The 25,888-nt window shown below is 45.2% G+C and carries 23 protein-coding genes; 7 read left to right on the forward strand and 16 right to left on the reverse strand.

Annotated features, from left to right (window positions below; translation table 11 throughout):
• Positions 1 to 52 precede the first annotated feature (52 nt).
• The 5 genes from ACZ5ZC_RS13875 to ACZ5ZC_RS13895 form a co-directional block, all read right to left on the reverse strand.
• Positions 53 to 664 carry a CDP-alcohol phosphatidyltransferase family protein gene (locus ACZ5ZC_RS13875; RefSeq protein WP_256898947.1) on the reverse strand — a complete coding sequence of 204 codons (612 nt, stop codon included), beginning with the start codon at positions 662 to 664 and terminating at the stop codon, positions 53 to 55.
• The gene (locus ACZ5ZC_RS13880) at positions 657 to 1,304 is read right to left on the reverse strand and encodes an ATP-binding cassette domain-containing protein (protein ID WP_054867319.1); all 648 of its coding nucleotides are present in this window, start codon (positions 1,302 to 1,304) and stop codon (positions 657 to 659) included. The genes ACZ5ZC_RS13875 and ACZ5ZC_RS13880 overlap by 8 nt, the downstream gene beginning before the upstream one ends.
• Positions 1,270 to 2,979 (reverse strand): ABC transporter permease, encoded by a 1,710-nt coding sequence (locus ACZ5ZC_RS13885; protein WP_464931993.1) that lies wholly within the window; start codon positions 2,977 to 2,979, stop codon positions 1,270 to 1,272. Before ACZ5ZC_RS13885 ends, ACZ5ZC_RS13880 begins: the two co-directional genes overlap by 35 nt.
• Before the next feature lie 9 nt (positions 2,980 to 2,988).
• Positions 2,989 to 4,149 (reverse strand): ABC transporter substrate-binding protein, encoded by a 1,161-nt coding sequence (locus ACZ5ZC_RS13890; RefSeq protein ID WP_256955008.1) that lies wholly within the window; start codon positions 4,147 to 4,149, stop codon positions 2,989 to 2,991.
• 466 nt (positions 4,150 to 4,615) lie between these two features.
• Entirely contained in the window at positions 4,616 to 5,062 is a 447-nt protein-coding gene (locus tag ACZ5ZC_RS13895) for an META domain-containing protein (RefSeq protein ID WP_464931994.1), read from the reverse strand.
• Between the two features lie 210 nt (positions 5,063 to 5,272).
• Here ACZ5ZC_RS13895 and ACZ5ZC_RS13900 point away from each other — a divergent pair, with 210 nt between their 5' ends.
• A complete protein-coding gene (locus tag ACZ5ZC_RS13900; protein ID WP_048626242.1) occupies positions 5,273 to 5,521 on the forward strand; it encodes a DUF1289 domain-containing protein in 249 nt (82 codons plus the stop codon).
• 97 nt (positions 5,522 to 5,618) lie between these two features.
• Here the strand turns inward: ACZ5ZC_RS13900 and ACZ5ZC_RS13905 are convergent, their stop codons facing one another.
• Together ACZ5ZC_RS13905 and ushA are read right to left on the reverse strand one after the other, a co-directional pair.
• Positions 5,619 to 5,840 carry a hypothetical protein gene (locus ACZ5ZC_RS13905; protein WP_005393249.1) on the reverse strand — a complete coding sequence of 74 codons (222 nt, stop codon included), beginning with the start codon at positions 5,838 to 5,840 and terminating at the stop codon, positions 5,619 to 5,621.
• A 414-nt stretch (positions 5,841 to 6,254) separates the two neighbouring features.
• Positions 6,255 to 7,943, reverse strand: a complete 1,689-nt coding sequence (ushA, locus tag ACZ5ZC_RS13910; RefSeq protein ID WP_041852973.1) for a bifunctional UDP-sugar hydrolase/5'-nucleotidase UshA — start codon at positions 7,941 to 7,943, stop codon at positions 6,255 to 6,257.
• 748 nt (positions 7,944 to 8,691) lie between these two features.
• Between ushA and ACZ5ZC_RS13915 the strand changes: the two genes are divergently transcribed.
• Positions 8,692 to 9,207, forward strand: coding sequence for a GNAT family N-acetyltransferase (locus ACZ5ZC_RS13915; RefSeq protein WP_031780335.1), 516 nt, complete (start codon positions 8,692 to 8,694; stop codon positions 9,205 to 9,207).
• 147 nt (positions 9,208 to 9,354) lie between these two features.
• Here ACZ5ZC_RS13915 and rplY read toward each other — a convergent pair whose 3' ends face one another.
• The 5 genes from rplY to ACZ5ZC_RS13940 all read right to left on the reverse strand — a co-directional run bounded on the left by rplY (position 9,355) and on the right by ACZ5ZC_RS13940 (position 14,265).
• Entirely contained in the window at positions 9,355 to 9,633 is a 279-nt protein-coding gene (gene rplY, locus ACZ5ZC_RS13920; protein WP_005393245.1) for a 50S ribosomal protein L25, read from the reverse strand.
• Positions 9,634 to 9,917: 284 nt separating this feature from the next.
• Positions 9,918 to 11,267, reverse strand: a complete 1,350-nt coding sequence (locus ACZ5ZC_RS13925; protein ID WP_464931995.1) for an ATP-binding protein — start codon at positions 11,265 to 11,267, stop codon at positions 9,918 to 9,920.
• Entirely contained in the window at positions 11,257 to 11,916 is a 660-nt protein-coding gene (locus ACZ5ZC_RS13930) for a response regulator transcription factor (protein WP_005378073.1), read from the reverse strand. The genes ACZ5ZC_RS13925 and ACZ5ZC_RS13930 overlap by 11 nt, the downstream gene beginning before the upstream one ends.
• A gap of 76 nt (positions 11,917 to 11,992) precedes the next feature.
• Positions 11,993 to 12,418: a PepSY domain-containing protein gene (locus ACZ5ZC_RS13935; protein WP_054867323.1), complete on the reverse strand. Its 426-nt coding sequence runs from the start codon at positions 12,416 to 12,418 to the stop codon at positions 11,993 to 11,995.
• A gap of 95 nt (positions 12,419 to 12,513) precedes the next feature.
• Positions 12,514 to 14,265 (reverse strand): DNA repair helicase RadD, encoded by a 1,752-nt coding sequence (locus tag ACZ5ZC_RS13940; RefSeq protein ID WP_167426701.1) that lies wholly within the window; start codon positions 14,263 to 14,265, stop codon positions 12,514 to 12,516.
• 121 nt (positions 14,266 to 14,386) lie between these two features.
• Here ACZ5ZC_RS13940 and rsuA point away from each other — a divergent pair, with 121 nt between their 5' ends.
• From rsuA to ACZ5ZC_RS13955, 3 genes are all read left to right on the forward strand, one after another.
• Positions 14,387 to 15,088 (forward strand): 16S rRNA pseudouridine(516) synthase RsuA, encoded by a 702-nt coding sequence (rsuA, locus tag ACZ5ZC_RS13945; RefSeq protein ID WP_033905117.1) that lies wholly within the window; start codon positions 14,387 to 14,389, stop codon positions 15,086 to 15,088.
• A gap of 435 nt (positions 15,089 to 15,523) precedes the next feature.
• On the forward strand, positions 15,524 to 16,726 hold the full coding sequence (locus ACZ5ZC_RS13950) for a Bcr/CflA family multidrug efflux MFS transporter (RefSeq protein WP_005393240.1): 1,203 nt from the start codon (positions 15,524 to 15,526) through the stop codon (positions 16,724 to 16,726).
• Entirely contained in the window at positions 16,726 to 17,385 is a 660-nt protein-coding gene (locus tag ACZ5ZC_RS13955; protein WP_005393239.1) for a DUF2913 family protein, read from the forward strand. Before ACZ5ZC_RS13950 ends, ACZ5ZC_RS13955 begins: the two co-directional genes overlap by 1 nt.
• An 86-nt stretch (positions 17,386 to 17,471) precedes the next feature.
• Here the strand turns inward: ACZ5ZC_RS13955 and ACZ5ZC_RS13960 are convergent, their stop codons facing one another.
• Genes ACZ5ZC_RS13960 through ACZ5ZC_RS13970 form a run of 3 tightly spaced genes read right to left on the reverse strand, consistent with a single transcriptional unit; the run spans position 17,472 to position 22,762 of the window.
• Entirely contained in the window at positions 17,472 to 19,454 is a 1,983-nt protein-coding gene (locus tag ACZ5ZC_RS13960) for an MtrB/PioB family decaheme-associated outer membrane protein (protein WP_464931996.1), read from the reverse strand.
• A 9-nt stretch (positions 19,455 to 19,463) separates the two neighbouring features.
• A complete protein-coding gene (locus ACZ5ZC_RS13965) occupies positions 19,464 to 20,444 on the reverse strand; it encodes a DmsE family decaheme c-type cytochrome (protein WP_274009478.1) in 981 nt (326 codons plus the stop codon).
• Positions 20,445 to 20,497: 53 nt separating this feature from the next.
• Positions 20,498 to 22,762, reverse strand: coding sequence for an OmcA/MtrC family decaheme c-type cytochrome (locus ACZ5ZC_RS13970; protein WP_464931997.1), 2,265 nt, complete (start codon positions 22,760 to 22,762; stop codon positions 20,498 to 20,500).
• A gap of 452 nt (positions 22,763 to 23,214) precedes the next feature.
• Between ACZ5ZC_RS13970 and ACZ5ZC_RS13975 the strand changes: the two genes are divergently transcribed.
• Positions 23,215 to 23,838, forward strand: coding sequence for a c-type cytochrome (locus ACZ5ZC_RS13975; RefSeq protein WP_257889865.1), 624 nt, complete (start codon positions 23,215 to 23,217; stop codon positions 23,836 to 23,838).
• Between the two features lie 22 nt (positions 23,839 to 23,860).
• On the forward strand, positions 23,861 to 24,445 hold the full coding sequence (locus ACZ5ZC_RS13980) for a NapC/NirT family cytochrome c (protein ID WP_012841927.1): 585 nt from the start codon (positions 23,861 to 23,863) through the stop codon (positions 24,443 to 24,445).
• Here the strand turns inward: ACZ5ZC_RS13980 and ACZ5ZC_RS13985 are convergent.
• A complete protein-coding gene (locus ACZ5ZC_RS13985) occupies positions 24,402 to 25,880 on the reverse strand; it encodes an SDR family oxidoreductase (protein WP_258680830.1) in 1,479 nt (492 codons plus the stop codon). The two genes, ACZ5ZC_RS13980 and ACZ5ZC_RS13985, sit on opposite strands and share 44 nt — an antisense overlap.
• Between the last annotated feature and the right edge of the window lie 8 nt (positions 25,881 to 25,888).

A 25,888-nucleotide genomic window follows, 5' to 3' on the forward strand; every position in this document is an offset into this window, starting at 1 on the left:
AAACAGGTACTTAGCGGCTGTTCTCTCAAGAAAACGTGAACTTCTAAGTGGTTTAATGGCCTTTAAGCGTATGAAACCCAGAGTAAATACGTGTGAATGTGGTAAACCAACATGCTGCACCAAAGATATAAGCAATGACGGCAAAGTGTTGCGGTAACAAACAAAATAGCACCAAACAACCAATGGTTTCAGTGCCTTCGGTTAAGCCGCTCATGTAGTAGAGAGATTTGTGTTTATATACCGGATTATCGATGCCTTGTTTTCCTGCCATGATGGCAAAAGCCAAAAAGCTACTCCCAGTGCCGACGAAGGAAAAAATCAAAAATGCCCCTGCAATGGCATTTTGTTCTGGGTTTGCCAACACAAAACCAAAAGGAATCAAGGAATAGAACAGAAAATCCAAGCTGATATCGAGAAAGCCTCCGGCATCGGTAATGCCTTGAATCCTCGCCAGTGCACCGTCTAATCCATCACAGATTCTGTTCAGCAAAATAAACAGCAACGCCAACAAGTACTGTTCGGCGATCAAAGCCGGTAGGGCAAAGCAGCCAAGCACAAAACCAAATACTGTCGTTTGATTTGCGGTGATGCCACATTTGTTGAGGTATGTCGCACTGAGTGCCAGCGGTTTGCGGATGAGCTTTATACTCAGGCTATCAAGCATGGTTTGTCTCCCATGGCCAGTTTAGGCAGCGGCTGCCATCAGGAATATCATCCTCATCGTGCGTTACCATCAAAGTAGGGATGTTCGCTTGCTGTAATTGTTCGACTACCCAGTTGCGAAATTGTACACGCAGGTCTTTATCCAACTTGCTATAGGGTTCATCAAGTAGCGCAACTTTCGGCTTTGCCAGCAGCATACGAGTCAATGAGATACGGGCGCGTTGTCCTCCGGAGATTTGATCTGGGAAGGATTCGGCAAGTTTGGTCAATGCAATGTTCTTCAGTGCTTGCATGGCGTGTGCTTTACGCTCCTCACCTTTGATTGAGTTTGGTAGCGCGAATGCAAGATTCTCCCATACCGTTAAGTGAGGGAAGAGCAAATCTTCTTGGAACAGAATACCAACCTGCCGCTTATGTGCAGGGAGGGCATCCAACTTTTCGTTATCAAGCGTAATGGAGCCAGAGTAGTTGAACTCGGCGGAGAGGTGTCCAGCAATGGCATCCAACAAAGTGGATTTACCACAACCGCTTGGTCCCATCAGAGTAACAATTTCACCTTTCTCTACGGTCATGTTGAACGCTGAGAAAAGCGTGTCGCCATTGGTTTTACGGATGGCGAGGTTTTCGAGACAAAGACTCATTCAGTAGTAAACCTTTTATAGACAAGCGGCGATACTTCACGTGTAAGCGGCTTAGTAGTATCGCAAAAGAGAAGAACAAGAACGGCAAGAGTGCTTGCCAAATGGCATAAATCGCGGTGACACGTCGGTCAAAACCACTGGATAGCGCAACGGCTTCGGTGGTGATGGTGCTAATGCGCCCAGCCCCTAGCACCAGTGTCGGTAGGTATTGCGCCAGACTTACGCTAATACCGACCGCCCATGCGAATGTAATTGCAGGTAGGAGGATTGGCAGTTTCACTTTTAACCAAGCTTGCATCGGTGATTTACCCAAGCTGAGTGCGACGCGAGTTAAGCCGTTGTCGAAGCTGCGCCACGGGCCGTCTAGCGAGAGGTAAATAAATGGGAATGCGAAGAACACATGCGCCCAGCATACCCAAAAGAAATACGCGTTACTGTTAAAATACAGTGTCACTACTTGCATACCGAATAGCACCGATAGCTGAGGAATCAGCATTGGGATGGCGATGATGTAACCGGGCACCTGCCAGCGATAACGAAGTCGATACTCATGTGCGATCAAGGCAAGGGCTAGAGCGACGGTCGCGCTGATAACAGCAATCAGCATGCTCTGCTCCAGTGTGCCAAGAATGCTGTGCCACTCGTATTCCCAAAAACGCAGGCTATAGCGGCTCGGTAGTAAATCTGGAAAGCGCCAGCGTTGAGCAAAGCTCCATACCACCATGAGTGGAATCATTAGAAGTGCGAGTAGCGCAATCAGTGAAAACAGGGTCTTACCGGGTAAACGAAACCCGTTTCGACCAGAGTACTGCCAGCGTTTGAAGCCTTTGGTAATACACCATTCCATTAAGCGTGCAAATCCAATCACAAGGCTAGCGATCACAAACAACACGACCGCGCCTGCGGCAGCTCTTGGTAGTAGCGATAAATCAGGGTCGTTAAACCACTGCCACACTAAAACCGCAAATGTTGGTGGGTTGGTAGGGCCAATAATCAATGCAACATCAACAACCGACAAGCTGTAAGCCAATACCGCCAGCATTGGAAAGCGCAGTTTTGCTATCCACTGTGGGAACACGCATTTCCACCACGCTTGCGCCGAACTGTAGCCCATCGAATGACTGACTTTTTCAATCTTATCGACTTTCAATTGCTGAAGAATTGGAATACTCATCAACAATAAAAACGGTACTTCTTTAATCGCAAGCATGATGATCAAACCGAGTGCATGCGGATCTTTAATCAGCAATGCTAAGTCATTCACCGTTTGCGCATTGGGATCGTAACCAAACAGTTGGTTGAGAACACGAACGCCCATACCAGTTGGGGCAAACAAGAACGCAAAGCCAATCGCAAACGCTACGTGTGGCATGGCAAGAAGTGGCGAGAGGCTTACTTCAATTTTTCGCCAAAACTTGCTGCCCCACGATGCTTGCAAAATCGCAAATGTGATCAAGCAAGCCAAGTAGCTACTGAAAATGGCAGAGTAGAAAGTAAGCCCGATGGATGTCCAAACACCCTCCCAATCAAAAACAGCGTTAAAGCCATCTAAAGAAAAGTGGTGCAAGCCGATAGGAGGCACATAACCGAGCGCAGAGACCACCACTCCGAGTAGTCCCGGAATGGTAGGCAAAATACAAACTGCGATAATGACTAAATATAGCGCTCTTAACATGGGCTCTTATTAATTTCCGTAGCGTTTCAACCATTCTTTTTCTAAGGCAGATTGCCAGCTTGGATGCGGCTCAGCGATAGATTTGAATTGTTGAGTATGTTTAGCCGAACCTGTTAGGTATTGGCTGCTTAGCACTGAAGGATCGCCCCAGATGTTAAGGTTACCTTTGCGAGATTGTGCTTCAGGGCTCAATAAAAAGTTTATCGCAACTTGCGCACCGGCACTGGCATTTGCGTTCCAAGGAATCGCTAAGAAGTGAATGTTTGAGAGTGCACCTGCGTCCATCGCATACGCTTTGGTGGTTTCTGCAAGGTTACCGCTCGACTGAGCAGAGAAAACCGCGTTCGGGTTAAAGGTAATTGCCAGGTCAGTCTGACCATCATCCAGTAGTTGAAGGGTTTCTGCTGTACCGCCTGGGAACTGTTTACCACCGCGCCAAGCGACTTTATGGAACTCATCTAGATAAGCCCACAGCGGTTGAGTGATTTGCTCAAATGTTTCACCAGTGACTGGTTTTTGTAAAGCGGGATCGTTGTTGGTCAACTCAATCAACAGTGCTTTAATAAAGCTTGTACCATGAAACTCTGGTGGGCGAGGGTAAGTTAGGCGATTTGGAAACGCTTTTGCGTAACTCAGCATTTCTGCGAATGATTTTGGAGGGTTATGCAGGGTTTGCTCATCATGGATAAACACTAATTGCCCCACACCCCAAGGTGCTTCCAGACCTTCAGTCGGCTCTGAAAAATCCACATCAATTGGCAATGATTTATCGACGTATTGCCAGCTTGGCAAACCTTCAACAAAAGGACCAAACAGCAATTGGTTATCCTTCATTGATTTGAAGTTTTCGCCATTGATCCAAACCATATCAACACTGCCACCGCTGTTTTTACCTGCGGCTTTTTCTGCGATAAGTCGAGTGGTGGTCTCAGAAATATCGGTGACTTTAACGTGGTTTAGCGTCACGTTATAACGCGATTTTAGCTCTCTACTCGCCCACTGGATGTAGCGATTAATTTCTTGGCTTCCGCCCCAAGCATGAAAGTAGACGGATTGTCCGTCGGCTTGTTGTTCGATTTTTTGCCATTCACTAGCAACCGATGAGTTGGCAAAAGAAGATGTCGCGAAAGTGGTGGCTAAAATGCCAACGGTACTGAGTAGCTTTTTCATATCTATTCCGTGTTATGTCTTTTTATTCTCGTTTCCGGCGTTATTGACGTCTAAACAAGTCGCTCCGCTTTGTTACAAGGATAGTAATCCATCTCTCTCTATTATCAATGCCAATCCCAAACGGAATCACTCATTGATTCAAAGAATTATTCTCAATGTGAAGCAAAACGAAGAAAGGACAATTCTGGTGTCGTTTTAGGTATACAAGAGCGGACCGCCTGTTTGACGATATTCTTTCAAGTAATTGAAAATTATTGTTCTCAAACAACTTCGATATGTTGATTTGGAAGACTGAACCCGCGTCGTAGACGTGGCGTTGAGGGCGTAAAGAGGGAAAGAGTTTGTCGTTTTAAACGATTTTGCTAACCGAAACGTGCGAAACAGACATCCTGCCTGCTTTGATATGGATTAGGAGACATAAAAAAAGCAGCCATTTTATGGCTGCTCTTAGAATATGAAATGGGACTTAGTTTACCCAATCACGCAACTGAAACGTTAGTTCGTGAACGTCATTTTTAAGCATTAGCCCTTCTTTGGTTAGCGTTATATCACTCCATTCAGTAAGAGTTTCAGACATCGCTTGCTCAACTTTCATTTGGTCATCCATACACATCTTCATGGTCATTCCCATTTTTTCGATGCGTAGTTGATTGTTTTTTAGTTCAGCTTGACCAAAGAAGTTGTTACACCCCGCGTTACCATTTGCAGTCAGATTTTCTCCGATTTCTAAGCGAGGCGCTTGCTGACGTTCTTTTAATTCGATGTTTTTACCATCAATCTGAACCAGCTCCCAATTATGGTGCTGTAAATCTTGAGCCGTAATTTCTTTCACATTGTCACCGTTGCTAGCACATGCAGTCATAAGAACAGGAAGAGAGATTGCTGTAACTAACGTTTTTAGGCTAAGCTTCATTTTATAGACTCCGTTTTTAGAAAACGTGGTAAGTATAGGTAATAAAACACTGTTTTTGTCAGCATAAGGTAATAGTTTCGTATTACTGTGACAGAGTCCAGTTTATATACTCAAACGGCTTCAAGGTGCAAGATGTATAGCACTGTTGGGAGCGTATATTGAAGTCGTTATAATATCATTACAGCACAGCGAGCAAAAAACGGTTAGAGCATGGAGCAACTAGAGTTTTTTACCGTCCCAAACCCTTGCGTTGGTATTTGTAGTGTGGACGAAAAAGGGTATTGCAAAGGATGTATGCGTAAAAGAGAAGAGCGATTTAACTGGCTCACTTATACGCCTGCTCAACAGTTGCATGTAATTAAGCTATGCCGTCAGCGCTATAGAAGAAAGGTATTGGCAGGGAAGGGAAAGGCAGAAGAGTCTCAAGAAGAATTATCACCACAGCAAAATCTCTTTTAAATTTCGAATTATCCCGGCTCGGCAATAATCAATGATGAGCCGGGACTGTATTAGCTCTTACTATGCGGTGCGTGTAGGCAAGTTCGCTAAATTCGCGCTACTTCATTGACCAACGGTCACTGACCCATCCCCCAGCATGTTCGTCAAAGTGGCTTCCTGAAAATCGATGATTGAATTCAACATCTAATTTACTTGTCGGGCGTTCATCCATCAGCTGATGAATGTATCTCGCCATAGGGTCCGTGCAAGCTTCGCGCTCTCTACGGGTAACCACTTCTTTGATCATTTGAAGTCTGTAGCTATTGCTGGCTCGTTTCATTTTTGACCTCCTGAACTCGATGGCAGCAGTTTGAACATATTGACGTCCAGATCGCTGCTCATTGGTGAACGCTTGGCGGCGAATCACCTTCGTTTTAGGTCAAAAAGACAAATTGTTTGAGAGCAGTGTTTGTAACGCCATTCACATCTTTCCTAGAATCATCCACTAAGCTACGAAACTTCATAGCGAAAAGTTAGTTGATGAATCTGTATTTTCGAAAGACCTTATCAAACATAGAAGCCCAGCACATGGGCGTCAACAACACAAATGAATAATTTTTGAACACTTTATGAAGGGCGATAATTTTCAGCACTTTAACGAAAATAAAAAAACCGAAGCGTCACGCTTCGGTTTTTAGGGTGGCTCTGACGGAACAACTTCTAAAAGCTCTTCACGTCAGAGTGTAAGGTGTTTTTAGCTATTAGTTGCTGGGCAACCTTTCACAGCTTGACCGTTACTGAAATACTTGATGTTTTCTAAGTTCTTGTTGTAGCTATCCGCAGAGATCTGTGGGTTATTTACGAAGAACTCACGTAAAACGTATGCATCGGTTAGCTGGGTAGATTGAACATCGATGATTGGATAGTTATCGCCACCAGCAGCACTGAAGCTGATTACAGAGAATGTGTACGTTGCGTCTAGATCGAAGCCTTTATTGTTAATGTCGGTAATGGTTACTGAACCAGCATCACAATTTACATCTAAAGTGATGTTATCTAGTTGAGCGTAAGCACCAGAGCCTGCAGATTTCGTCGCAACCACATCTAGGTATTCTTTAACTTCTTTACCTGTCATAGTTGCTTTAGTCACGAAGTTACCGAACGGCTGGACTGTAAGTACATCACGGTAAGTGATGTCACCATCTTGGATTGAATCACGCACACCGCCAGAGTTCATCACACCAAAGTCAGCACCTACCGTCTTGTATGTACGGTATGCCTCGCCCAGTAGATGACCTAGGTTAGTTTGTTGAGAGCGAACTACGTTACGATCACCTTCTAACTTACCCGTTGTATTAGAAATCTTCTCATCTAATAACTCTTGACCTTGCTGTTGGTATGGCAGTAGTAACGCTTTTACCGTCGCATCTTGTTGAATGCGTTCACCGATCACTTCATCGTTATCGTCCAAAAGGTTTACAGGAATCAGTGCGTAATTCGCTAAGTGAAGCTTGCCGTCGTAATATTCGAAGTCCGCACGACCCACATATTTACCCCACTCATGCGCTTGCATAATCCAAGTGCCTTTTTGTTGGTCTGGCGCGCAATCATCACCAGGTTTGAAATCAGCATACTCATTGGTACCTGGCTCCATACACACTGGGTTTTGTGAGTGACCACCGATGATAGCGTCTAGTTGTCCCTCTTCAAGAGAGCGAGCGAGCTTCACGTCCCCAGGTGCTTCACTACCATTGTTACCATCTTGGTAGTGACCCATGTGCGTCGTTGCAAATACTAGGTCTACTTTTTCGTTTTCTTCGATTTCCTTAAGTACTTTTTTGATTTCAACTTGAGGGTCTTCGAAGTGGATGTTTGATACGTTGTCTGGATTAACTAGCTTCGCCGTGTCCTGGGTGGTTAGACCAATAACAGCGATCTTAAGGCCGTTGATAGTAAATACTTTGTAAGGGTCGAAGTAACGCTCATTGGTATCTTTCTTATAGATATTCGCAGCCAGCATAGGGAAGTCAGCTAGCTCAGCTTGCATGTCGAGAATATCTAGTGAGTTATCAAACTCGTGGTTACCGACAGCCATTGCATCGTAACCAAGTAGGTTCATTCCTACGAAGTCTGGAACCGCATCTTGCATGTCTGATTCTGGTACGCCGGTATTAATATCACCGCCAGATAGCAAAATGGTTTCACCGCCTTTTGCTTCGACTTCTGCGCGAATAGATTCGATTAAAGTGTGACGCGCAGCCATGCCATATTCGCCGTCGCTGTTATGCCAAAAGCGACCGTGGTTATCGTTAGTGTGGAGAACGGTGAACTTAGTACAAGAATCTGCAGTCTCGCAGGTTACTGGAGAATTATCGCTGTCTGAGCCGCATCCTGCTAGCGCAGCGCCCACTGCCATTACCAAAAGAGATTTGGAAAACTTCATAAGGGATCCTTTCTTTGTGATTTTGTTATTGTTACGGCGTGAAATATACGGAATTAATGTGAAACTTTAGTGATCTATCTCTTATTTATACTTCTATCGGAGACATGAATTAATAAGCCTGCAAACTACGTCTCCAATTAAACAGAAATAGTTTTTAGTATATTGAAATTAGAGGGAGGGGGTTATTTTGTGAAGTGGCCAATTGAATGAATGTGGTTTGTGTGAATCAATGCGTATTTTTGCGAAGTATAGCGCTGATTTTGGTGATTACTTTGCCAAGTTCATGTTTTTCTTAGCAGCTATGACACAAATCGTTATAAATTTTCGCTCTGATGATGAGGGAAATGTTTTGTATATAAAATGAACACTGTAAAACCCAAACTCGTTTGATATTGGCTTACTCTGTTTAATACAACCAGAAATGGTATTTCTCTCTTTACTATAATTGCGACCGTTTAGAAATCTTATGCCTTAGATATCGTTTATTTATTCTTATTCGATACCTTACCGTGTTTATCCCGCTTTCGATACCCGGATGTTAAAACAAATAGATTCAATCTAATGAGCGAAAGTGAAACGTAAATAACGTGGCGTTTTCTCGAATATTACGATGTGCACTATCATTGAATTAATGAAAATGAAATGGAGTAATGTAAAGCGTTGCATCTGTGGCTGCTCGCTTTGAGCTTCGATTCAAAGAGTAGGGTTGAAAGAATTTGTAAGTGGCGAATTTTAAGAAAGGATAGTAATGAGATACACAGTAAGGAACGCAGTCAGAGAGGAAGCAACTCAAATCGCCAAGATACATGTTGATTCGTGGCAGGTAGCATACAAAGGGTTAATGCCACAGAGCTACATCGATCAGTTTACGATTGAGCGCCGAGAAAGGATGTGGACGCGAGTCATGACTGAGCAACTGGCCCAATTGATCGTGGTTGAGAGACAAGGGGAAATCGTCGGCTTTTTAAGTTACGAACTACCTAACCACACCTGTGAAGATAAAACGGCGTGGGTAACATGTTGCTATGTCTCTCCTTTGCATTATGGGCAAGGGGCAGGGAGTGCACTGTTAGATGAACTAGAAACGCGTCTACTCTCTACGCCCGTTATGCAGATAAGCCTGAAAGCACTGGATACCAATAAACAGGGGCTTAACTTCTACAAGAAGTGTGGTTTTGTACGTACTGGAGAGGAAGAGGCGGAAATCATTGACCGTATGACGCTGACGGATCTCACTTTAGTGAAGTACATTGCCCGTTCGTAAATCAATTGTTATATGCCACATATAGTAAAACCCCGGAGGTGGTAAGACTCCGGGGTTTTGAAATTTTTTAGATGTCTCGGTTGGTAAGTCCGATTATCTTTAATGCAAAAGGTTTGGATTTAATCCGATTAATTCCTTGGTAGGGAATTAGATACGGATGAAGTCCATGTGTTCAACTTTTGGCTTGAACGCGTGACGTTGAACGTCTTGTGGCTTAACTTTAACTTCTTTGCCATCGATAACTAGAACTAGGCCTTCGTAGAATTCAGGCTTGTCCATTTGGTTTACGATGTCGTCGTGGTTAAGAACGATAGCTACTGCTGCTTCTTCACCGCCGTATACAACTGCAGGGAATTTGCCAGCGTGACGTAGGCGGCGGCTCGCACCTTTACCTAGTTCAGTACGTACTACTGCTTCGAATTTCATAGTATTTACTCTCAAATTAGTAAAAATCAAATGTTCACAATCAACAATGCGACCTTGTTGTTCGTGGTAAAGCTTGAAACAGGAACTGTTCAAGCGAGCGCGGATACTATCATTCCACTTATAAATGGGCAACCCAAATCGTATCCAAATCAACAAAAAGGTATGATTTGGCTAGGTGTAAGGCTATCCCTTTTAACGCTTTGCTTGGATTTTGTTCACATCGGCTTCATTTTCATCGGTTTACTAATCATGGTCCGAAGAACAAAGTTTATGCGTTATATGCTTTATGTTCGGCTGAGATGTAAGACTAAAGATGCTTTTAAGCCACCTAAAGCGCTCGCTTCCAGTGTTAATTGACCTCGGTAACTGTGTGCCATTTCACTGACTATATTTAGACCAAGACCTGAACCAGGGGTTGCTTCATCCAATCTAACGCCTCTCTTGATTACTTGACTCAGTTTCTCTTTAGGGATACCTGGTCCGTCATCTTCAATGATGATGTGTATATTGTCTTTATCCTGAGAGGAGTGCACACGAATCATGTTGTTGGCCCACTTATAGGCATTTTCAAGCAAGTTACCCAGCATTTCGTCGAGATCGGTCTGCTCTACCGCTACATTCAGCTCTGAATCAAGTTCATTAATTAAGGAGATATCTCGGCTCGCATACACTTTATCAAACGCCATTGAGATAGCATCCACACGCTCTGCTGGGTTCGATTTCACTGATAAAATATTCATAGACCCCGCCATGCGGGCACGGCCCAGATGGTAATCGATATGATCTTGTATTTGATTGATCGGAGTACGCAGGCGGGATTGCGTATCAGGTTCTAACGTCTGTACTTCATTTTTTAGGACAGAAAGTGGGGTTTTTAGCGCGTGTGAAAGATTGCCTGCATGATTCCTAGCTCGTTCTAACAATTCCTGATAATGGAAAAGCAGAGCGTTGAGGTCGAAGATAAGAGGAGAAATCTCTTTCGGATAGGTTTCTTCTAGACTCTTTTTGTTACCAGACTTCAGCTCGGCCAACTCTTTTTGTAACTTTGTAAGCGGACTCAATGACCATGCAATTTGCAGCAAAATGACGGCAAGAACCCCTGCGAATAATAAGCCTAAAATAAGCCAGAGTTGCCCGATTAGCGTTTGCAGGGTGCTTTTGATAGGCTCTTCGTCAATACCAATAATGATATGGATAGGCCCATCGTAATCTGGTAAGTACAGAGCTTTTTCGATGGTAATCAGCCTTTCGCCTCTCGCGCCGTAAGCATCGTTATCCAGACCTTTGTATTCGATTTTTTTGTCCCACAAAGAACGAGAACGCTCGAGACTCGTCTCAGTAGAGGCACTCCAATATAAACCACTGTAAGGTCGGTTAAATCGAGGATCTGAGAGCAGAGCAGCGAGTGAGAGGTGCCCAGTCTCATCGACTTCTAACTGAGCGGCGATTTCATCCATAAAAATGCTCAGCTGTGAGCGAGTGTCGTCAACCATATAGTTGTACACTTGGGTCGGTATCGTCACACCAGCTGCGAGGATCATTGCCGTCAACCAAACGATCGCCGCTAAAACGAGGCGACTTTTGATACTCAGTCGTTTTATTGCGTTCAACGATAGCCTGTTCTTATTCGGCATTTAATTGGTATCCCAACCCTCGGACAGTTTTGATGATCTTTGGCGCGATTTTTTTGCGAATTCGGCCGATAAAAACTTCGATTGTGTTGGAGTCACGATCAAAGTCTTGTTTGTAAATGTGCTCGACGAGTTCGGTGCGAGAAATAACTTTTTCTGGGTTATGCATAAAGTAAGCGACCACTTTATACTCCAGCGCCGTTAAGCTTACTGCTTGCCCTTGCCACATTACTTTAGAAGTGCGCGTATCCAAGCTCAAGTCGCCAATTTGCATCACAGGAGAGGCGTTACCTGATGCTCTTCGTAGTTGTGCGCGAATACGAGCGATAAGCTCAACCATTTCAAACGGCTTAGTTAGGTAATCGTCTGCACCTGCGTTTAGACCTTCAACTCTCTGCGTTAGGGTATCGCGAGCACTCAGGATAACGACCGGGGTATTGATGTTTTCATCTCGAATGCCTTTTAGCACGGTGAGGCCATCCAATTTCGGCAGTCCTAGATCAAGAACAATAGCGTCCCATTCTTCCGATGTCGCGCGATACAGCGCGTCTATGCCATCTTGAGATAATTCTGGTACCCAGCCGGTACTTTCTAATGTTTCGATGATTTGCTCGCCTAAACGAGGGTCATCTTCAACGACAAGTATTTTCATATTGGTGATTCTTATTATGTTGGGAGTGTTATCGAAGTAAGCTACGCATTGCGTCGGGATTACGCATTAGACCAGTTTAGTTGTTTTGTGGCTTTAACGCTTTGTTAAAGCTGCGACCTTTGATCTCAAGCATTTCCAGCGTGGCGGCGTCATACTCAACTTTCAAGACGCTATTGTCGTACAGGATTTTCAGTTCATACACCCAAGCATCATCATCTTCTTCAAGCTCGACCTTGATGATACGGCCGTATAGGTCGTTTTCTACTGCGGCGTAAAGGTCCGAAAATGGTCGTATATATCCTTGTTGAACCGCGCGATAGACCTCATCTTGATCTTCATCGAATTCAATACGTGTTCCAGGCTTTTCGACATCTTGCACGATGGCGTGACCATTTTGTGATGCATAGTAGTCGTCATGCTTGGCGAAACTTGGTGCACACATCAATGTCGTGATAAGGCCGAAAAGTAACGCAGAATGTTGAGAAGTCGTTGCTTTATACATAGTCAAACCTTTTCTAGAACGTTAGCCGCAGTATATCGGATATAGATGAACAGAGAGTGAATCATCGAGTTCAGTTTTACTAAATGTTGCAGACGTCATTTCAACTCGTCTTCAAAAATTTTGTCTCGCAATTTCCAAAAGCGACCGGATTTCCTTGCAATAACAAACTGAGGTAAACGGAAACGATGTTGATTGGCAACAACACGTGTCGGTGAAGCCTCTTCAAAAGGGCGATGCTTGTCTGCCAAGTGAGGGCGCACAAATTGGTCTTTAAACGTTTGTTTTTGTTTTTTGGTACTCAATGACCAAAACTCATGAACTAACGCATTGCCTTCTCCTTGGTATGGTTCACCAGAATACGTCACCTTGAGTTGAGATTTACCATCACTGGACTTGAATACTGACAGGTCCATTTCTGTGCATTCAAATATCAATGCATCTTTCAGATTAAGGGCTTCTTTTAATTTTTTATCTGGATCAACAAGCGTTGCGTCACACTCATGACAAATGCGCGCAGCAATATCGTTGTCGGCACCACATTCACCACAGTATTTGGCACGAAAACGGTAGCCACAGTGTTCACGCTCGCCTGTGTCTTCATCTTCAAAGTAACCCTGGCAACGTCTGCCAAAGTGTTCAACCAAGAAACCGTTACTATCCAACTTACCCCAGAAGTTGTTATTGAATCCGCAAGCCGGGCAGGGAATCGTGATAATTTCACTGTCAGAGTCTGGTTTGGGATCACCGACTTCAGGTTGGTATAAATCGTAGCTGTTGCCTGCGTAATCAAGCACTAAACATTCTGATTTTCCGTCTGATAAGCGTAATCCTCTCCCTACAATCTGCTGGTATAGACTGACTGACTCTGTTGGTCGCAAAATCGCGATTAAATCGACATGCGGCGCATCAAACCCGGTAGTCAGTACCGAAACATTGACCAAATATTTTATTTGACGATTCTTGAACGCTTGGATGATCGCGTCACGTTCCGGCGTAGGTGTATCACCAATGACGATTTCAGTTTCGCCTTCTGGCAGTAAACTGCGGATCTCTTGTGCGTGTCGGACAGTCGCGGCGAAGATCATGACACCTTGACGTTCTCTCGCATATTGCATGATTTGCTCAACAATTTGCGGAGTGGCGCGTTTGGCTTTATCGATCACCATGTCCATTTCTGCTTCTTTGTAGCGTCCGGTGTTTGCGGGTTTCAGTTGCGAGAAGTCGTAAGACAAAACGGGCGCGTCCATCATGCGGGCTGGAGTGAGGAAGTTTTCGTCGAGCAAGTAACGGATCGGCAGTTCGAAAATACAATCGCGGAAGAATCGAGGCTCTTCGGTGCGTACTTGACCTCGGGTGTGATACTGATAAATCCAGCCCATTCCTAAACGATAGGGCGTTGCAGTTAGTCCCAGAACCTTAATGCCTGGGTTCAGTTCTCGTAAGTGAGTAATAACTTTTTGGTAGCTGCTGTTTTTGTCATCCGGCACACGATGGCACTCATCAATAACGAGCAGAGAAAACTGGTTTTTGAACGAATCTAAGTTACGTACGACCGATTGAACCGAAGCAAACACGACTTGCTGGTCAGTTTCTTTTCGCCCCAATCCTGCTGAGAAGATGGAACCTTTTAAACCATAACCTTCATACTTCGCGTGGTTTTGCTCGACCAGCTCTTTTACGTGGGCAAGGACTAACACTCGTCCTTTCGCAAGGCGAGCAAGCTCTGCGATCACCAAGCTTTTTCCGGCACCAGTAGGCAGCACGATCACTGCTGGTGTCGAGTGTTTACGAAAGTAATGAATGACTGCTTTAACCGAGTCGGCTTGATAAGGGCGAAGTGTGTACATGAAAATATGTGAAATTGCTCAACTATTCGAACGAGGAACGCTATAATACCTGACTTTTATACCCAAGTGACCTTTAAACCGAGATTTGGAGGTTACTTGGGTATAATTCAATGAGGTATTCATGCGTTTAGATAAATATTTGTGTGACGCTCTGGGTGCAACACGCAAACAGGCAACAAAGATCATCAAAAGTGGTGACATCACCGTTGACGGTGAGGTTCAAAAAAGTGGTGCATTTAAAGTACCTGAAGGTGCGGAAGTAATGTGGGAAGACCGCGTTATTGGTGCTCCTGGCCCTCGTTACATTATGTTGTACAAGCCTGCTGACTTTGTTTGTTCACATGAAGATGGCTACAACCAAACTGCATTCGCATTGCTCGATGAGCCTAAAATTGAAAACCTTCACTTTGCGGGCCGATTAGACGTCGACACAACCGGTTTGGTGTTGATTACGGATGATGGTAAGTGGTCTCACCGCATTACCTCACCGAAGCATAAGTGTGAGAAAACGTACCGTGTTTGGCTTGTCGATGCGATTCAGCCTGATTACGCGGAAAAGCTCGAACAAGGCATCATTTTGCGCAATGAATCAGAAGCAACATTGCCTGCTCGTTTGGAGATCGTGAACGAGGCAGAGAATGAAGTATTGTTAACTATTGTGGAAGGTAAGTATCACCAAGTGAAACGCATGTTTGCGGCGTTAGGAAATAAAGTTGAGTACTTACATCGTGAGCGTATTGGTTCGATTGAACTCGATGAGGCACTAGAACCTGGTGATTATCGCTACCTCACGCAGGAAGAAATTGATTCTATTTGGAATTAATTATCGGCATGGGAAATTCTTTAGTTCCCAATTGGAACTAGTTTTTTGGTAGGAATTGGCTCAAAATTAATTTTCCTACCAAAATTAGTGCCTAGACAATTCCGGTGTGCTTACTCATCTGAGTGATATGCCTTTGCATTTAGCTGAGCCATGCATACTCTTATTGCAAAGCCTTCGGCAGTGGTGAGTAAATGGTGGAATCAATTCCATCATTTTTACTGCATTGTGTTTATTTCCCATAAACACACTTCGCTTTCACACGCTTTTCTATGTCGAGTTCGTCAAGGTCACACCTTGGTACATATTTGCCCTTATGATTCTCGAACGTTGATAGAACAGGCCTTTGGCTTCTAGATTCAGCGATATGAGAACCGTCCGTTACGTTCACTTTGCTCTGAAAGTATTGACGAAAGGGCTCCAACAAGAGGTAAAAGAATGACAGAAAAAGCTCAAAGCGCTCCGCAATCCCAAATCAGTTTTCTATTGTTTCTTGTATTAGGAGCGATTGGTGCTTTGACGCCTTTGGCGATCGACATGTATCTGCCTGCAATGCCGACAATTGCGAAAGATTTGGGGGTCGCGCCTGGCGCGGTTCAGATTACGTTGACGGCTTATACGGCAGGTTTTGCGATTGGCCAGTTAATTCATGGGCCGCTTGCCGATAGTTTTGGCCGTAGACCTGTACTGATTTTGGGTGTGCTTTTCTTTGGATTAGCGGCGGTAGTGAGTGCGACCACAAACGGCATCGATGCATTGACTTATGTGCGAACAGCGCAAGGTTTTGCTGGCGCGGCAGCGGCTGTCATTATCCAAGCCGTCGTGCGTGACATGTTTGACCGTGAAGACTTTGCCCGTGCAATGTCTTTCGTCACCTTAGTGATCACCATGGCACCCTTGGTCGCGCCTATGATCGGTGGTCACTTAGCGATTTGGTTTGGTTGGCGTTCTATTTTTTGGGTATTAGCCATTTTCGCCGTGGTGGTAATTCTACTGGTACTTTGGAAAATTCCAGAGACGCTGAAACCAGAAAATCGTCAGCCGCTTCGTTTTCGCACTACGATGAGAAACTACGCCAGATTATGCTCCAACCCTGAAGCGATAGGTTTGATGCTTTCTGGAGCGTTTTCATTTTCCGGAATGTTTGCATTTCTGACCGCGGGTTCGTTTGTTTATATTGATTTATATGGTGTTCGACCAGACCACTTTGGTTATTTATTTGGTTTGAACATTGTTGCGATGATCATAATGACCAGTATTAATGGTCGCTTGGTGAAGAAAGTTGGCTCTCATGCCATGCTTCGTTTTGGGTTGTTCGTGCAACTTTTGGCGGGGATTGGTTTATTCGTAAGTTGGTTAATGGACTTCGGATTATGGGGCATCGTACCTTTTGTTGTGCTGTTTATCGGTACATTGTCGACGATAGGTAGTAACGCTATGGCGCTGCTTTTAAGTGGCTACCCATCAATGGCGGGTACAGCTTCGTCTCTGGCGGGGACGTTAAGATTCGGTATCGGCTCATTGGTTGGCGCGCTGGTGGCATCACTACCAGGTAATGTGGCGTGGCCGATGATCATTGTGATGTTTGCTTGTTCTGTGCTTTCAGCACTGTTTTATTGGACTTTAGGAAGAAAGGCGTAATGTCGAATTACACCAAAGAAATTCAAAACTTAGTTAACTCAGCACTTGAAGAGTTAGATCAAGAGCATCGCTCAGGTAAGTTAGCCAATGCCCCTGTTGCGAATAACCATTATTTAGTGCGCTGGGTTACCAAAGCACTTAAATCTCAGCGTTTCGGTCGAGCCGTAGGCGATGACTTAACACGTTGGCAAAAAGCGGGTCGTTCAAAGGGTAATGACGCTGGTTTGTTGTTTATCTTCAAGCGTATTTCCGCTTTTTACGCTCAGTTTTTTCCTGAAGATGAAGATTCAAAAGTGATCAAAGACTCTGACGTCGAAGCATTTTTAGATGTGATGGAGCAAGCAGGTTGGGAAGTTTCTACCTCTGAACAATTGGTTGGTTGTGGCAAAATCCAAATCTTCACGGAAGGTCAAAACTCTTTGGCGCTATGTGCAGATCAATGCGAAAGCTGCTTCGACGGTGAGTTGCTCGTCAAACCAATGAGCTGGTTTGTACGTGGCAACCATGCTGAGTTTGTTGAGAAAGCAGCGCAAGCGGGCTTTATGGTGCATAAAGTGACGGACTACAAATCGATGGTGAAATACCACGGCGAGTACCTTATCTTTCCTGCAAACGAAGGTAACCAATTGGCTGAGATTCCGTTGAGCTTCCAAGCTTAATCAACTTCTCACAGCAGTAGAGTTGAAATACGAAAGCATCAGGCGTTTGAAACGTCTGATGCTTTTTTTGTCACGTCACTCTGTATTTAAAAGCGATATTTCCAATAGACGCCACCATATAAACCTTCATAGCTTTGCAAAACGTCGCCCATCGTTTCGGTTTCGTTATTAAACAAGTAATCCTCTTCTGAGTAGTCTTCATAACGGAGGTTGAGCTGCACGTTTTGATTTTCAGATACTTCATAGTCAGCGATGACTTCAAATCGGTACGAGTTCGCCTCGTTATCAGGATATTGGTAGCCACCAGATGTGGTTGAAGATTTTCCATCAGCTTGGCTGTAGCTGTAATCAAACGAGATAGAAAGTTTGTCGTCTAGTAGCTGCTCTTTACTCACACCAAAGCCAATGGTTGTGATGTCATCTTTGAGTTTGGTGGTGTAGCGATTCCAACCGACAACGTCAGAGTTTGCTTGTTGTTGCTCGGAGCGGATGATCTGTTGATTGTAAAAAACATGCCCGTTTAGTCCGTCGAGTAAATTGAAGTTGACGCTGATATCGTAGCCGTAATCTTCTCCTTCGCTTAAACCTATATCGGGTTTAACATAGTCGTCGTTTCCGTACCAAAGCTCAGCAAGTAACTGGACATCGTTTGTTACGTCATAGCCGCTGTCGCCACGGAGCTCAATCCTCTCTTTATCGGCTAAATAGTATTGGCGCAAATTAGGCGAGTCGCTGCTGTCGTCCTGCCAATCAGAGCCATCGCGAAAAGAGTAGGAGACTTTACCGCCTAATTGCCACGGTCTATTTGGTCTGTACTGGGCCCCAACAAAAACGCGTTGTTCATCGGTACGTTTCCTATCAGCATAACTTCGCTCATCTTGTCTAAAATGGTAACCCGTATTCAATTTCACATCAGAAGTAACACGATGCTTGAGTGTTGCTTCCAGTTTGGTTTTGGTGTGGTCGTATTTTTCTCTCGTCGATCCGATGATGGTGTTTCTATCGGAGTTATCGTCTTTATCTGAATAGTCCGCAGAAATGGCGAAAGCAGTGTCTCGCGAAAGTTTGTTGTGGTAATCCGCGCTCATTTGCCAAGTGTTAGTTTCGCCATGGAATGTATTGGAGTTTACGGGGGACTGCGGGAATGGATTTAACCCGCCTTCAGAAGACGTCTGTGACCAAAGTAAGCGGCCACTGAACGTCTGTTGATTCAACCGATAATTCCCCGTGACAGCAAACTGGTGAAAGTCGTTGTCAGGCTCATACGCGAGGTGGTTAGCGTAAGGATTGGTAGTGCTGCCGTAATAAAGTGCGGACTTGTCATTTCTAAAAAACGAGCCGCGATACGCAATATCCACCAGCCACAAATCTTCCATGTAGCTTACTCCTACTTGAGTATTTAAGGTTTCATGTTCGACGGCTTTGGGTATGAATCCCGGCGCGTTGGCGTAACCCGGAATAGTCGATGAATAAAGCGAAGTTGTGCCTTCTTTACGTTCGTGCTTCATGGATGCATATGGCTTCCATGGCGTATGTGGTGTGTACTTGAGTTCTAACTTAAACGTCTCTCGCGTCACTGAGTTTTCATATTTCGATAGGTCACCACTGACGAGTGCATCCTCTCTTGGATGATACGCACTGAGTGAGGACTGATTCCAGAAATACGGCGTTTCACTATAACTGCCGAGGACACGTAATCCGTCGTACTGGCCCATTTCCCACTGCAGTAAGAAGCGTTGTAAACCAAGATCTTCGACGACGATTCGATTGTAGAACCCATCGTCTTCATATTGTTCGATATCGGCGTTTAGGCTCGCGTTAAAGTGTTTATTGTCAGAGTTTGTACCGTAAACGGGTGGATTCCAATTATAGAATCGCGAGGAACCATCGTTGTTAAGGTAACCGACGCCAGCGCTGACTTCTCCACTCCACGTGCCATCGCTGCTGCATTCACTGCACTGCCAGCGGCTAGTGTCGGCTGGTTGAGAACGTTGTAACGAATAATCGTTGGCGTGCGCTTGCACAGCAAAAGCAAGGGAAATAGCCATGCACAGTTGAGATAGTTTCATGCCTCCCTCCTAATAACTTAATGTTTGACCACGTGGGTGGTTAGAGCCATGCACTTGATTGTGGCAGTTCAAACAACTTCCGCCGCGCACTCTCAAGTCGTTTTCAGGAATGGCTGCGTTTGCATGTGGCACACGGTGACATTCCTGACATAGCATTGGCAGCCGTTTATTGAGCAGGGCTTTGTTCACTGAACCATGAGGTGTGTGGCAGGATGTACAATCTTCAGTTACAGGCTCATGCTCCCATAAGAATGGGCCGCGTTTTTCTGCATGACACTCGTAACAAGCGTTATTGACGGTTGACCAGTTCAGGCTCGCTTCATTTAATGTCTGATGTGGATTGTGGCAGCTAGAACAAGTCATGACGCCGTCAATGATAGGATGACGACTGCGTTTGTGGATATCCGATTTGGTGCGGGAGTGACAATCGGTGCATTTGTCTGCTTGCATTTCGGCAACCATCATCGGATCGTCTTTTTGATGTAGTTGGTGACAGCTTGCACAAGACAGCCCTTCAAAAGCGTGCTCGCTACTATGCCAAGTCGAGCGTTTCGCATCTTGGTGACAAGATAAACACACGCTGTTTTGCTTTTCGGCCGGAACAGGGGAGTTTGGTCCAAAAGTGATCATTGGCTCACGAACTTGTCCTTTTCGTGGATTGCGCTCGTGATTGTTCGCTGGGCCATGGCATGCTTCACACTGTTTATCATTCATTGGCCCATGCAGGTTTGCGGACTTGCCATGAATGTTGTCGAAAATACCCGTTGCAGGTTTATCTGATGTATCGTCATGGCAACGAAGGCAGCCATCTGGTCCGCGGCGTGAATATTTCCCCTCGGAAAACTTGGTGTCTAATATGGTTTCCATTTCTTCTTGAGTTAACGTCGCCGCTTCGGGTTCTGGCTTGGCGACATCTTCCGAACTGACGGTGAAGATGACGCCTAACCCAAGTATCCCAGCTACCAACCACCGCAGAAACATTGCTTTCATAGCTCTTCCTTTTCTTATCCTTAGTTGTCAAAGCATTGTGTTCAATGACGAATTCAACGGTAGTCGTATACCTTGTGAACCTTATCTACCCCTTGTGACTGACCAATAGCATGGCAAGTCGCACATTGTTCGGAGCCCGTTGCTTGTGCTGCTGTGTCTGCTCCAAATACCGCGCCGTGATTCAGCATATGGTTCAGAGGCGCATCTCCTGCCACGGTATCCGGGTCAGCATTAGCTAAAGATGACTCTAAGTGACACGCGCCACAGGTGACTAATGCAGGACTAAAGTATTTACCACTCGCCAGAGAAGGGCGCGTATTTTGTTGGCTAGGTAAGTTGTATTGAGCATTGGTATGGCAGGACTCACAGTTGTTGACTGCGCCAGGGAAAGACGCTTCACCGCTATGAGCGGAGCCAAAGGCGTGGAATGAGTGCACGTGGTACTTTAGATCAGCCGCCATTCCAGGGTAAAACGCAGAACGTTCGGAGTTATGGCAATTTTTACATTGTTGGAAGTCGGTGGCAGCATGTGGATGCTCACCGAGCTTATGGATAGTCAGCTCTTTGTGACAATCGTTACACGATGAAATGTCCGCGCCCACTGGCAGTTTGTGTTGCTTGTTGATACCAGACACATCAAACGAGCCAGATGCGTTATTGGCGGCAATGACGAAAGGCGATTTGATAAGATCGATGCCTTCAAACGTGACGCATTCGGCGAGCTCGCCATCTCTACGGTTGGCGCAAAGTGGCATGTCGGCGATGTTAACCGTCAACGTAGAGTTGGAGATTGGCTTAATCGCAGCGTCAGTGAAGTCTTTATGACACAAGAATAGGCCTTCTCCTTGAGCCTCACAGCCGTCACCAAGTGCGCCATCATCGGCGACGTTGAGACTGTTGTTTGCGACCATCGGGCCTTGGCCGTTATCCCAGTTCAGCAACAAATTGAGGTGGCCATGTTCATTAATGAAAGGGGTCAGTTCGTTGATGGATCCAATACCTGAGCCCGCTTTCGACACTCTTAGTTCAACCTCAAACTGGTCATCAATAAATCGCGCGCTTTCAACGTTGATTTCAAGCGAATCACGTGCCTTTGCAAGATTCTCTAAACGCATTACGTGAACCGTTTTAGCACTTCGGCTTGCGTCTTGACCGATGATTGGATCGCCATTGTCATCTCGGTCATAAGGCCGGTGACAGCCCGAGCAGGAGTTTTGTGGCTCGCCGTTTCTTACCCAAACCGTACCGATTTGGTTATCATGCGCGCCTCTGTCTCGGTACAAGTGACAGGTCTCACAGGCAACTTGACTTGGGTGTTCAAACCAATTGTTGGCGTCTGATGCTTTCGCGACATCGGTTGAATGGCAGGTTGTACAGTTGCGGGCATCTTGGGGGAAAAGGTTGCCTTCAATGACTAAACCATTGATGTCGGTAACGAGCACGTCATTCTCGTCGACAGGCTGTTTGTAAGTGTCGGTATTATTTCTGTCGCTACCTAATTTGAAAACATTACCGTGGTATTGATGAACAATGGCAGCGAGAGGGCGTCTGGCTGGCGCAGCGCTAGGGTTACTGTCATTGTGGCAAGCGGTACAAACGGCAATGTTGTTATCAATTGAGCGATAGCCCGGTCCATGATGAAGCGGTTCGCCCATATGACAGTTTTCACAGGTGCCTTTTTCTATTACATTGCGAGAGACAACCGCATCTGAACTTTCTTGCGGCATCCATTCAAACACGTAGGTAAAACCGTTGCCTTGCTCGCCATACGCCATGACGATTCGGTGGAGTTTATTCGCATCCCAAGCGATAAAACCATTGTTGCTAGAAGAGTCGGCAGTATAAGGATCGGACACTTTCAAAACGTCAGGAATGGCAAACGTGTAGCGATATCCCTCGTCTGTTTTTACTAATGTTCCATCCCAAACACTCTCCATGCTTGCACGGTTATTTGCGGTGTTGCTTGAGTGATGGAAACTCTTCCAATAAGTGTTTCCATGACGCCCATTGAAGGCAAAGGCTGGATCGCTCGAGTTTTGTGTATCGACACGAGAGGGCATTGCTTTAAGAAGTGCGATGCGAAAATCTCTCGTTTCGTCTAGCTCATGAGGTCTGCCACTGGCGTCTTTGACGGTAAAATTGACCACCAGTTTGGTTTCTCCGGATTCTTGAGTGACCAATGATGGCTTGGAAACACTGATCTCGAAATCATCAAGTGCAGGTGGTGGTGTATTCTGATCGTTTTTGCTGTCTGGACCACATCCGGTGAGCAGTAAAATAAACAATATTAATGTAGCGATCGACTTTAAACCGTTCATAGTCCCTCTCGATTCGTCCTAAAGTAAGTGGGAATGCATGGGAATGGTTGAATATTTCAATAAACGATTGATTGAAATATTAATTTCATATTCAAGGCAAAAGAAAAAATATCCATATTTACATCGCTTGAATAAATCGAAACACATGGCTTGTAAGAGTATAGACGCAATATGAAATATTATTAAAATAAACCACTATTTTTGTATGTGAATTTTGGGGTTGAATTTATTGTCATTTTAAATCAATTGTTTGGGTTGGATTTTCTGCGATTGAAGAGGTCAGCGCAGAAAAAGTAAGGGTATTGAACTACGATACTTTAAATAGTTGACGGCTTAATATTTTTATCTTGGATATCGTTGGTTTTAAGTCGCATTTATAAATTGATTTTCTTATCGTTTATTCGTTGTCTGGTTTTGATTAATAAAGATAATTACTACGGAGTCAGTCTAATATGCACCAACTAATTAAATTCTCTCTAAAATTTTCCTCGGTGTTAGTCATTAGCTCAGTTTTGGCCTCCCACAGTTTAGCGTCACCAAGTGAGCTAATTTCACAATACGAATGTGAAGCTTGTCATGGGCCAAACGGTGTTAGCTCAGACACGAATATTCCTACCATCGCAGGGATTCCCGAGTTCAACTTTTTTGACCAGATGTTGCGTTACCTTGAAGGCAGACCCTCAGCTTCGGTTAATCACGTATACGGAGACACAAGCAAAAAAGGCGACATGGTGTCGATAGTTAAATCTTTATCTGAGGCGCAGATTGAAGAGTTAGCAAAGCATTATGCTGGGCTTGAGTTTGTGCCAGCTAAGCAGTCTTTTGATCAAGCGTTAGCGATGAAAGGTAAGGCTATCCACGCGAAAAGTTGCGAGAACTGTCATTCGGATGGTGGCAGTAACGCTCTGGATGAAGCTTCGATTTTAGCTGGTCAGCAGAAGGGCTATCTCGCCACGACATTGAAACAGTTTAAGCAAGGCAAACGCTCCGTTGATAAAAAAATGGATGAGGCGTTCAAAGGGCTTAGTGCCGATGATTTAAACGCGCTCGTAGAATACTATGCGAGTTATCGCTAGCGCTGCTTTGGGATGAACACCAATGAGTTTATGGCGTAAACCAAACAGAAAATGGATGCTCGGCATACCAATTGGTGGCTTATTGGCGTTTATCCTTGGTGGGGCGGCCCTCAGTGTTTTTCACTTTGGTATGGATTACACCAATCGCAACGAGTTTTGTTACAGTTGCCATATTGGGATGGATACGATAGTTGAGGAGTACCAAGCATCTCCACACTTCAAAAATGCTCAGGGTGTGGTTGCCGCTACGTGCAGTGATTGCCATGTCCCTAGGGAGTTTTTTGCTAAAATTGCATTGAAAATCGGCGCTACAGCCGACATCTATCACAAACTGACTGGAGAAATTACGTTAGAGAACTTCGAGGCGGAGCATCGTCCGAGGTTGGCTGCTGAAGTCACACAGCAGTTTATCGAGAATAAATCAAAACAGTGTCGATATTGCCATTCCGTTGACAAGATGGATTTCGAAGCGCAAGGACGAACCGTTGCGCGTCGACATCAAATGATGGAAAGTCGAGAGCAATCGTGCATTGATTGCCATGCGGGGATTGCTCATCACCTACCTATTTCTCTAGATTCTCCAGAGACTGTCCCACCTGAGGAGTAATACTGATACTTTCGGCTTCTTTCGCGATGGCTTTGACCATGCCTTTGAATATGAATAGATGGGCTGGCATCATGGCAAACCAGTAAAGCAGCCCGAGAAACCCCTGTGGGTGCCACCAAGCGGTGATATCCAGTTCTCGTTCATCACCATGGTCTTTGATGGTAATTTCTAAACGTCCAAGCCCTGGGCCTTTCATCCCAAAAAACAGGGAGAGGAACTGATTTTCTTCGCAGCGAATCACTTTCCAAGAGTCAATAAAATCGCCGACTTTGAGCTCCGGCCCCGGAGGAGAAACGCGAATCGGTTTCCCGCCACCAAAAAAGATGTCGAGCCATTCACGTGTGCGCCACAAAATGTTGGCAAAGTAATAGCCTTTTTCGCGACTCCCGATTTTTTGAGCCACTTTCCATAATGCCGCAGCGGAGGCTTGAGTTTTTATGCTCGCACCGGCTTGTTTTGGGTAGTAGCCATACCCCGGTTGCCATCGACGAAGTGCCGCTGGCTCAAAGCCCCAAACATTACTGCGCACAAACGTGCCTTCATCTTGAATGGTATCGGATACCGCTTGCTCGTAGTTGATCAGCGTTTGCGGAAATCGTGCTTCAATCGCTTTGGAATCGGCAATGTAGTCATGCTCTAACCCCGCGAGTAATGCTTTGCCGATGTTTGCTGGTACAGAGGTGACCAAGCCGAGCCAGTACGATGCCATTTTGGGGGTAAGCAACGGTGTCGACCACAGCCGATAGGGCTTGTTGGTGATTCGGCAAATGACTTTAAACTGCTCGCGGTAGCTGAGTGTATCTGGCCCACCAACTTCATAAATTTGGCTTTCTTCTGGGGGTGATGCTTCGGCCAACTGCAATAAATAGTGATTGAGGTTGGGTAGGGCGATGGGGTTGGCTTTTGAGTCGACCCATTTAGGCGCGATCAAAATAGGTAAGTTGTAGACAAAATCTCGCATGATCTCGAAAGCCGCGGAGCCGGGGCCAATGATGACGCCTGCACGCAATTCAGTTACTGGAACGCCAGACTGTCGGATAATTTTGCCCGTTGCTTTGCGTGCGGCTAAATGGCGCGAGTTTCCGGTTTGCGGTTGGATGGCACTTAAATAAATGACATGTTTGACACGGCTTTGCTCCAATGCGTATTTAAAGTTCAAAGCAAGGTTTAGCTCGTACTCAACAAAGTCATCGCCTTGTGCCATTCCGTGTACTAGGAAAAATACCAAGTCAAAATCGTTCACCACAGCGAGCGTGGCTTCTGCGTCGGCTAGGTCCAGATATCGCAACGTTAAATTAGGATGGGGCCGAGTCCTTGACTCCAAATAATCGATATGTCGCGCCGCGGCCGTGACGACGTAACCTTTTTCTAAGAGTAACGGAAGAAGTTGAGAACCAATGTAACCCGAGGCGCCTAGCACCAACACCTTTTTCATTATCTGTC

It is taken from the genome of Vibrio sp. JCM 18905 (assembly GCF_055393305.1).

Bases quoted from the DNA above. Each gene is read 5' to 3' on its own strand.
- ACZ5ZC_RS13875 (WP_256898947.1), bottom strand. From the start codon at position 664: ATGCTTGATAGCCTGAGTATAAAGCTCATCCGCAAACCGCTGGCACTC.
- ACZ5ZC_RS13880 (WP_054867319.1), bottom strand. From the start codon at position 1,304: ATGAGTCTTTGTCTCGAAAACCTCGCCATCCGTAAAACCAATGGCGAC.
- ACZ5ZC_RS13885 (WP_464931993.1), bottom strand. From the start codon at position 2,979: ATGTTAAGAGCGCTATATTTAGTCATTATCGCAGTTTGTATTTTGCCT.
- ACZ5ZC_RS13890 (WP_256955008.1), bottom strand. From the start codon at position 4,149: ATGAAAAAGCTACTCAGTACCGTTGGCATTTTAGCCACCACTTTCGCG.
- ACZ5ZC_RS13895 (WP_464931994.1), bottom strand. From the start codon at position 5,062: ATGAAGCTTAGCCTAAAAACGTTAGTTACAGCAATCTCTCTTCCTGTT.
- ACZ5ZC_RS13900 (WP_048626242.1), top strand. From the start codon at position 5,273: ATGGAGCAACTAGAGTTTTTTACCGTCCCAAACCCTTGCGTTGGTATT.
- ACZ5ZC_RS13905 (WP_005393249.1), bottom strand. From the start codon at position 5,840: ATGAAACGAGCCAGCAATAGCTACAGACTTCAAATGATCAAAGAAGTG.
- ushA (WP_041852973.1), bottom strand. From the start codon at position 7,943: ATGAAGTTTTCCAAATCTCTTTTGGTAATGGCAGTGGGCGCTGCGCTA.
- ACZ5ZC_RS13915 (WP_031780335.1), top strand. From the start codon at position 8,692: ATGAGATACACAGTAAGGAACGCAGTCAGAGAGGAAGCAACTCAAATC.
- rplY (WP_005393245.1), bottom strand. From the start codon at position 9,633: ATGAAATTCGAAGCAGTAGTACGTACTGAACTAGGTAAAGGTGCGAGC.
- ACZ5ZC_RS13925 (WP_464931995.1), bottom strand. From the start codon at position 11,267: ATGCCGAATAAGAACAGGCTATCGTTGAACGCAATAAAACGACTGAGT.
- ACZ5ZC_RS13930 (WP_005378073.1), bottom strand. From the start codon at position 11,916: ATGAAAATACTTGTCGTTGAAGATGACCCTCGTTTAGGCGAGCAAATC.
- ACZ5ZC_RS13935 (WP_054867323.1), bottom strand. From the start codon at position 12,418: ATGTATAAAGCAACGACTTCTCAACATTCTGCGTTACTTTTCGGCCTT.
- ACZ5ZC_RS13940 (WP_167426701.1), bottom strand. From the start codon at position 14,265: ATGTACACACTTCGCCCTTATCAAGCCGACTCGGTTAAAGCAGTCATT.
- rsuA (WP_033905117.1), top strand. From the start codon at position 14,387: ATGCGTTTAGATAAATATTTGTGTGACGCTCTGGGTGCAACACGCAAA.
- ACZ5ZC_RS13950 (WP_005393240.1), top strand. From the start codon at position 15,524: ATGACAGAAAAAGCTCAAAGCGCTCCGCAATCCCAAATCAGTTTTCTA.
- ACZ5ZC_RS13955 (WP_005393239.1), top strand. From the start codon at position 16,726: ATGTCGAATTACACCAAAGAAATTCAAAACTTAGTTAACTCAGCACTT.
- ACZ5ZC_RS13960 (WP_464931996.1), bottom strand. From the start codon at position 19,454: ATGAAACTATCTCAACTGTGCATGGCTATTTCCCTTGCTTTTGCTGTG.
- ACZ5ZC_RS13965 (WP_274009478.1), bottom strand. From the start codon at position 20,444: ATGAAAGCAATGTTTCTGCGGTGGTTGGTAGCTGGGATACTTGGGTTA.
- ACZ5ZC_RS13970 (WP_464931997.1), bottom strand. From the start codon at position 22,762: ATGAACGGTTTAAAGTCGATCGCTACATTAATATTGTTTATTTTACTG.
- ACZ5ZC_RS13975 (WP_257889865.1), top strand. From the start codon at position 23,215: ATGCACCAACTAATTAAATTCTCTCTAAAATTTTCCTCGGTGTTAGTC.
- ACZ5ZC_RS13980 (WP_012841927.1), top strand. From the start codon at position 23,861: ATGAGTTTATGGCGTAAACCAAACAGAAAATGGATGCTCGGCATACCA.
- ACZ5ZC_RS13985 (WP_258680830.1), bottom strand. From the start codon at position 25,880: ATGAAAAAGGTGTTGGTGCTAGGCGCCTCGGGTTACATTGGTTCTCAA.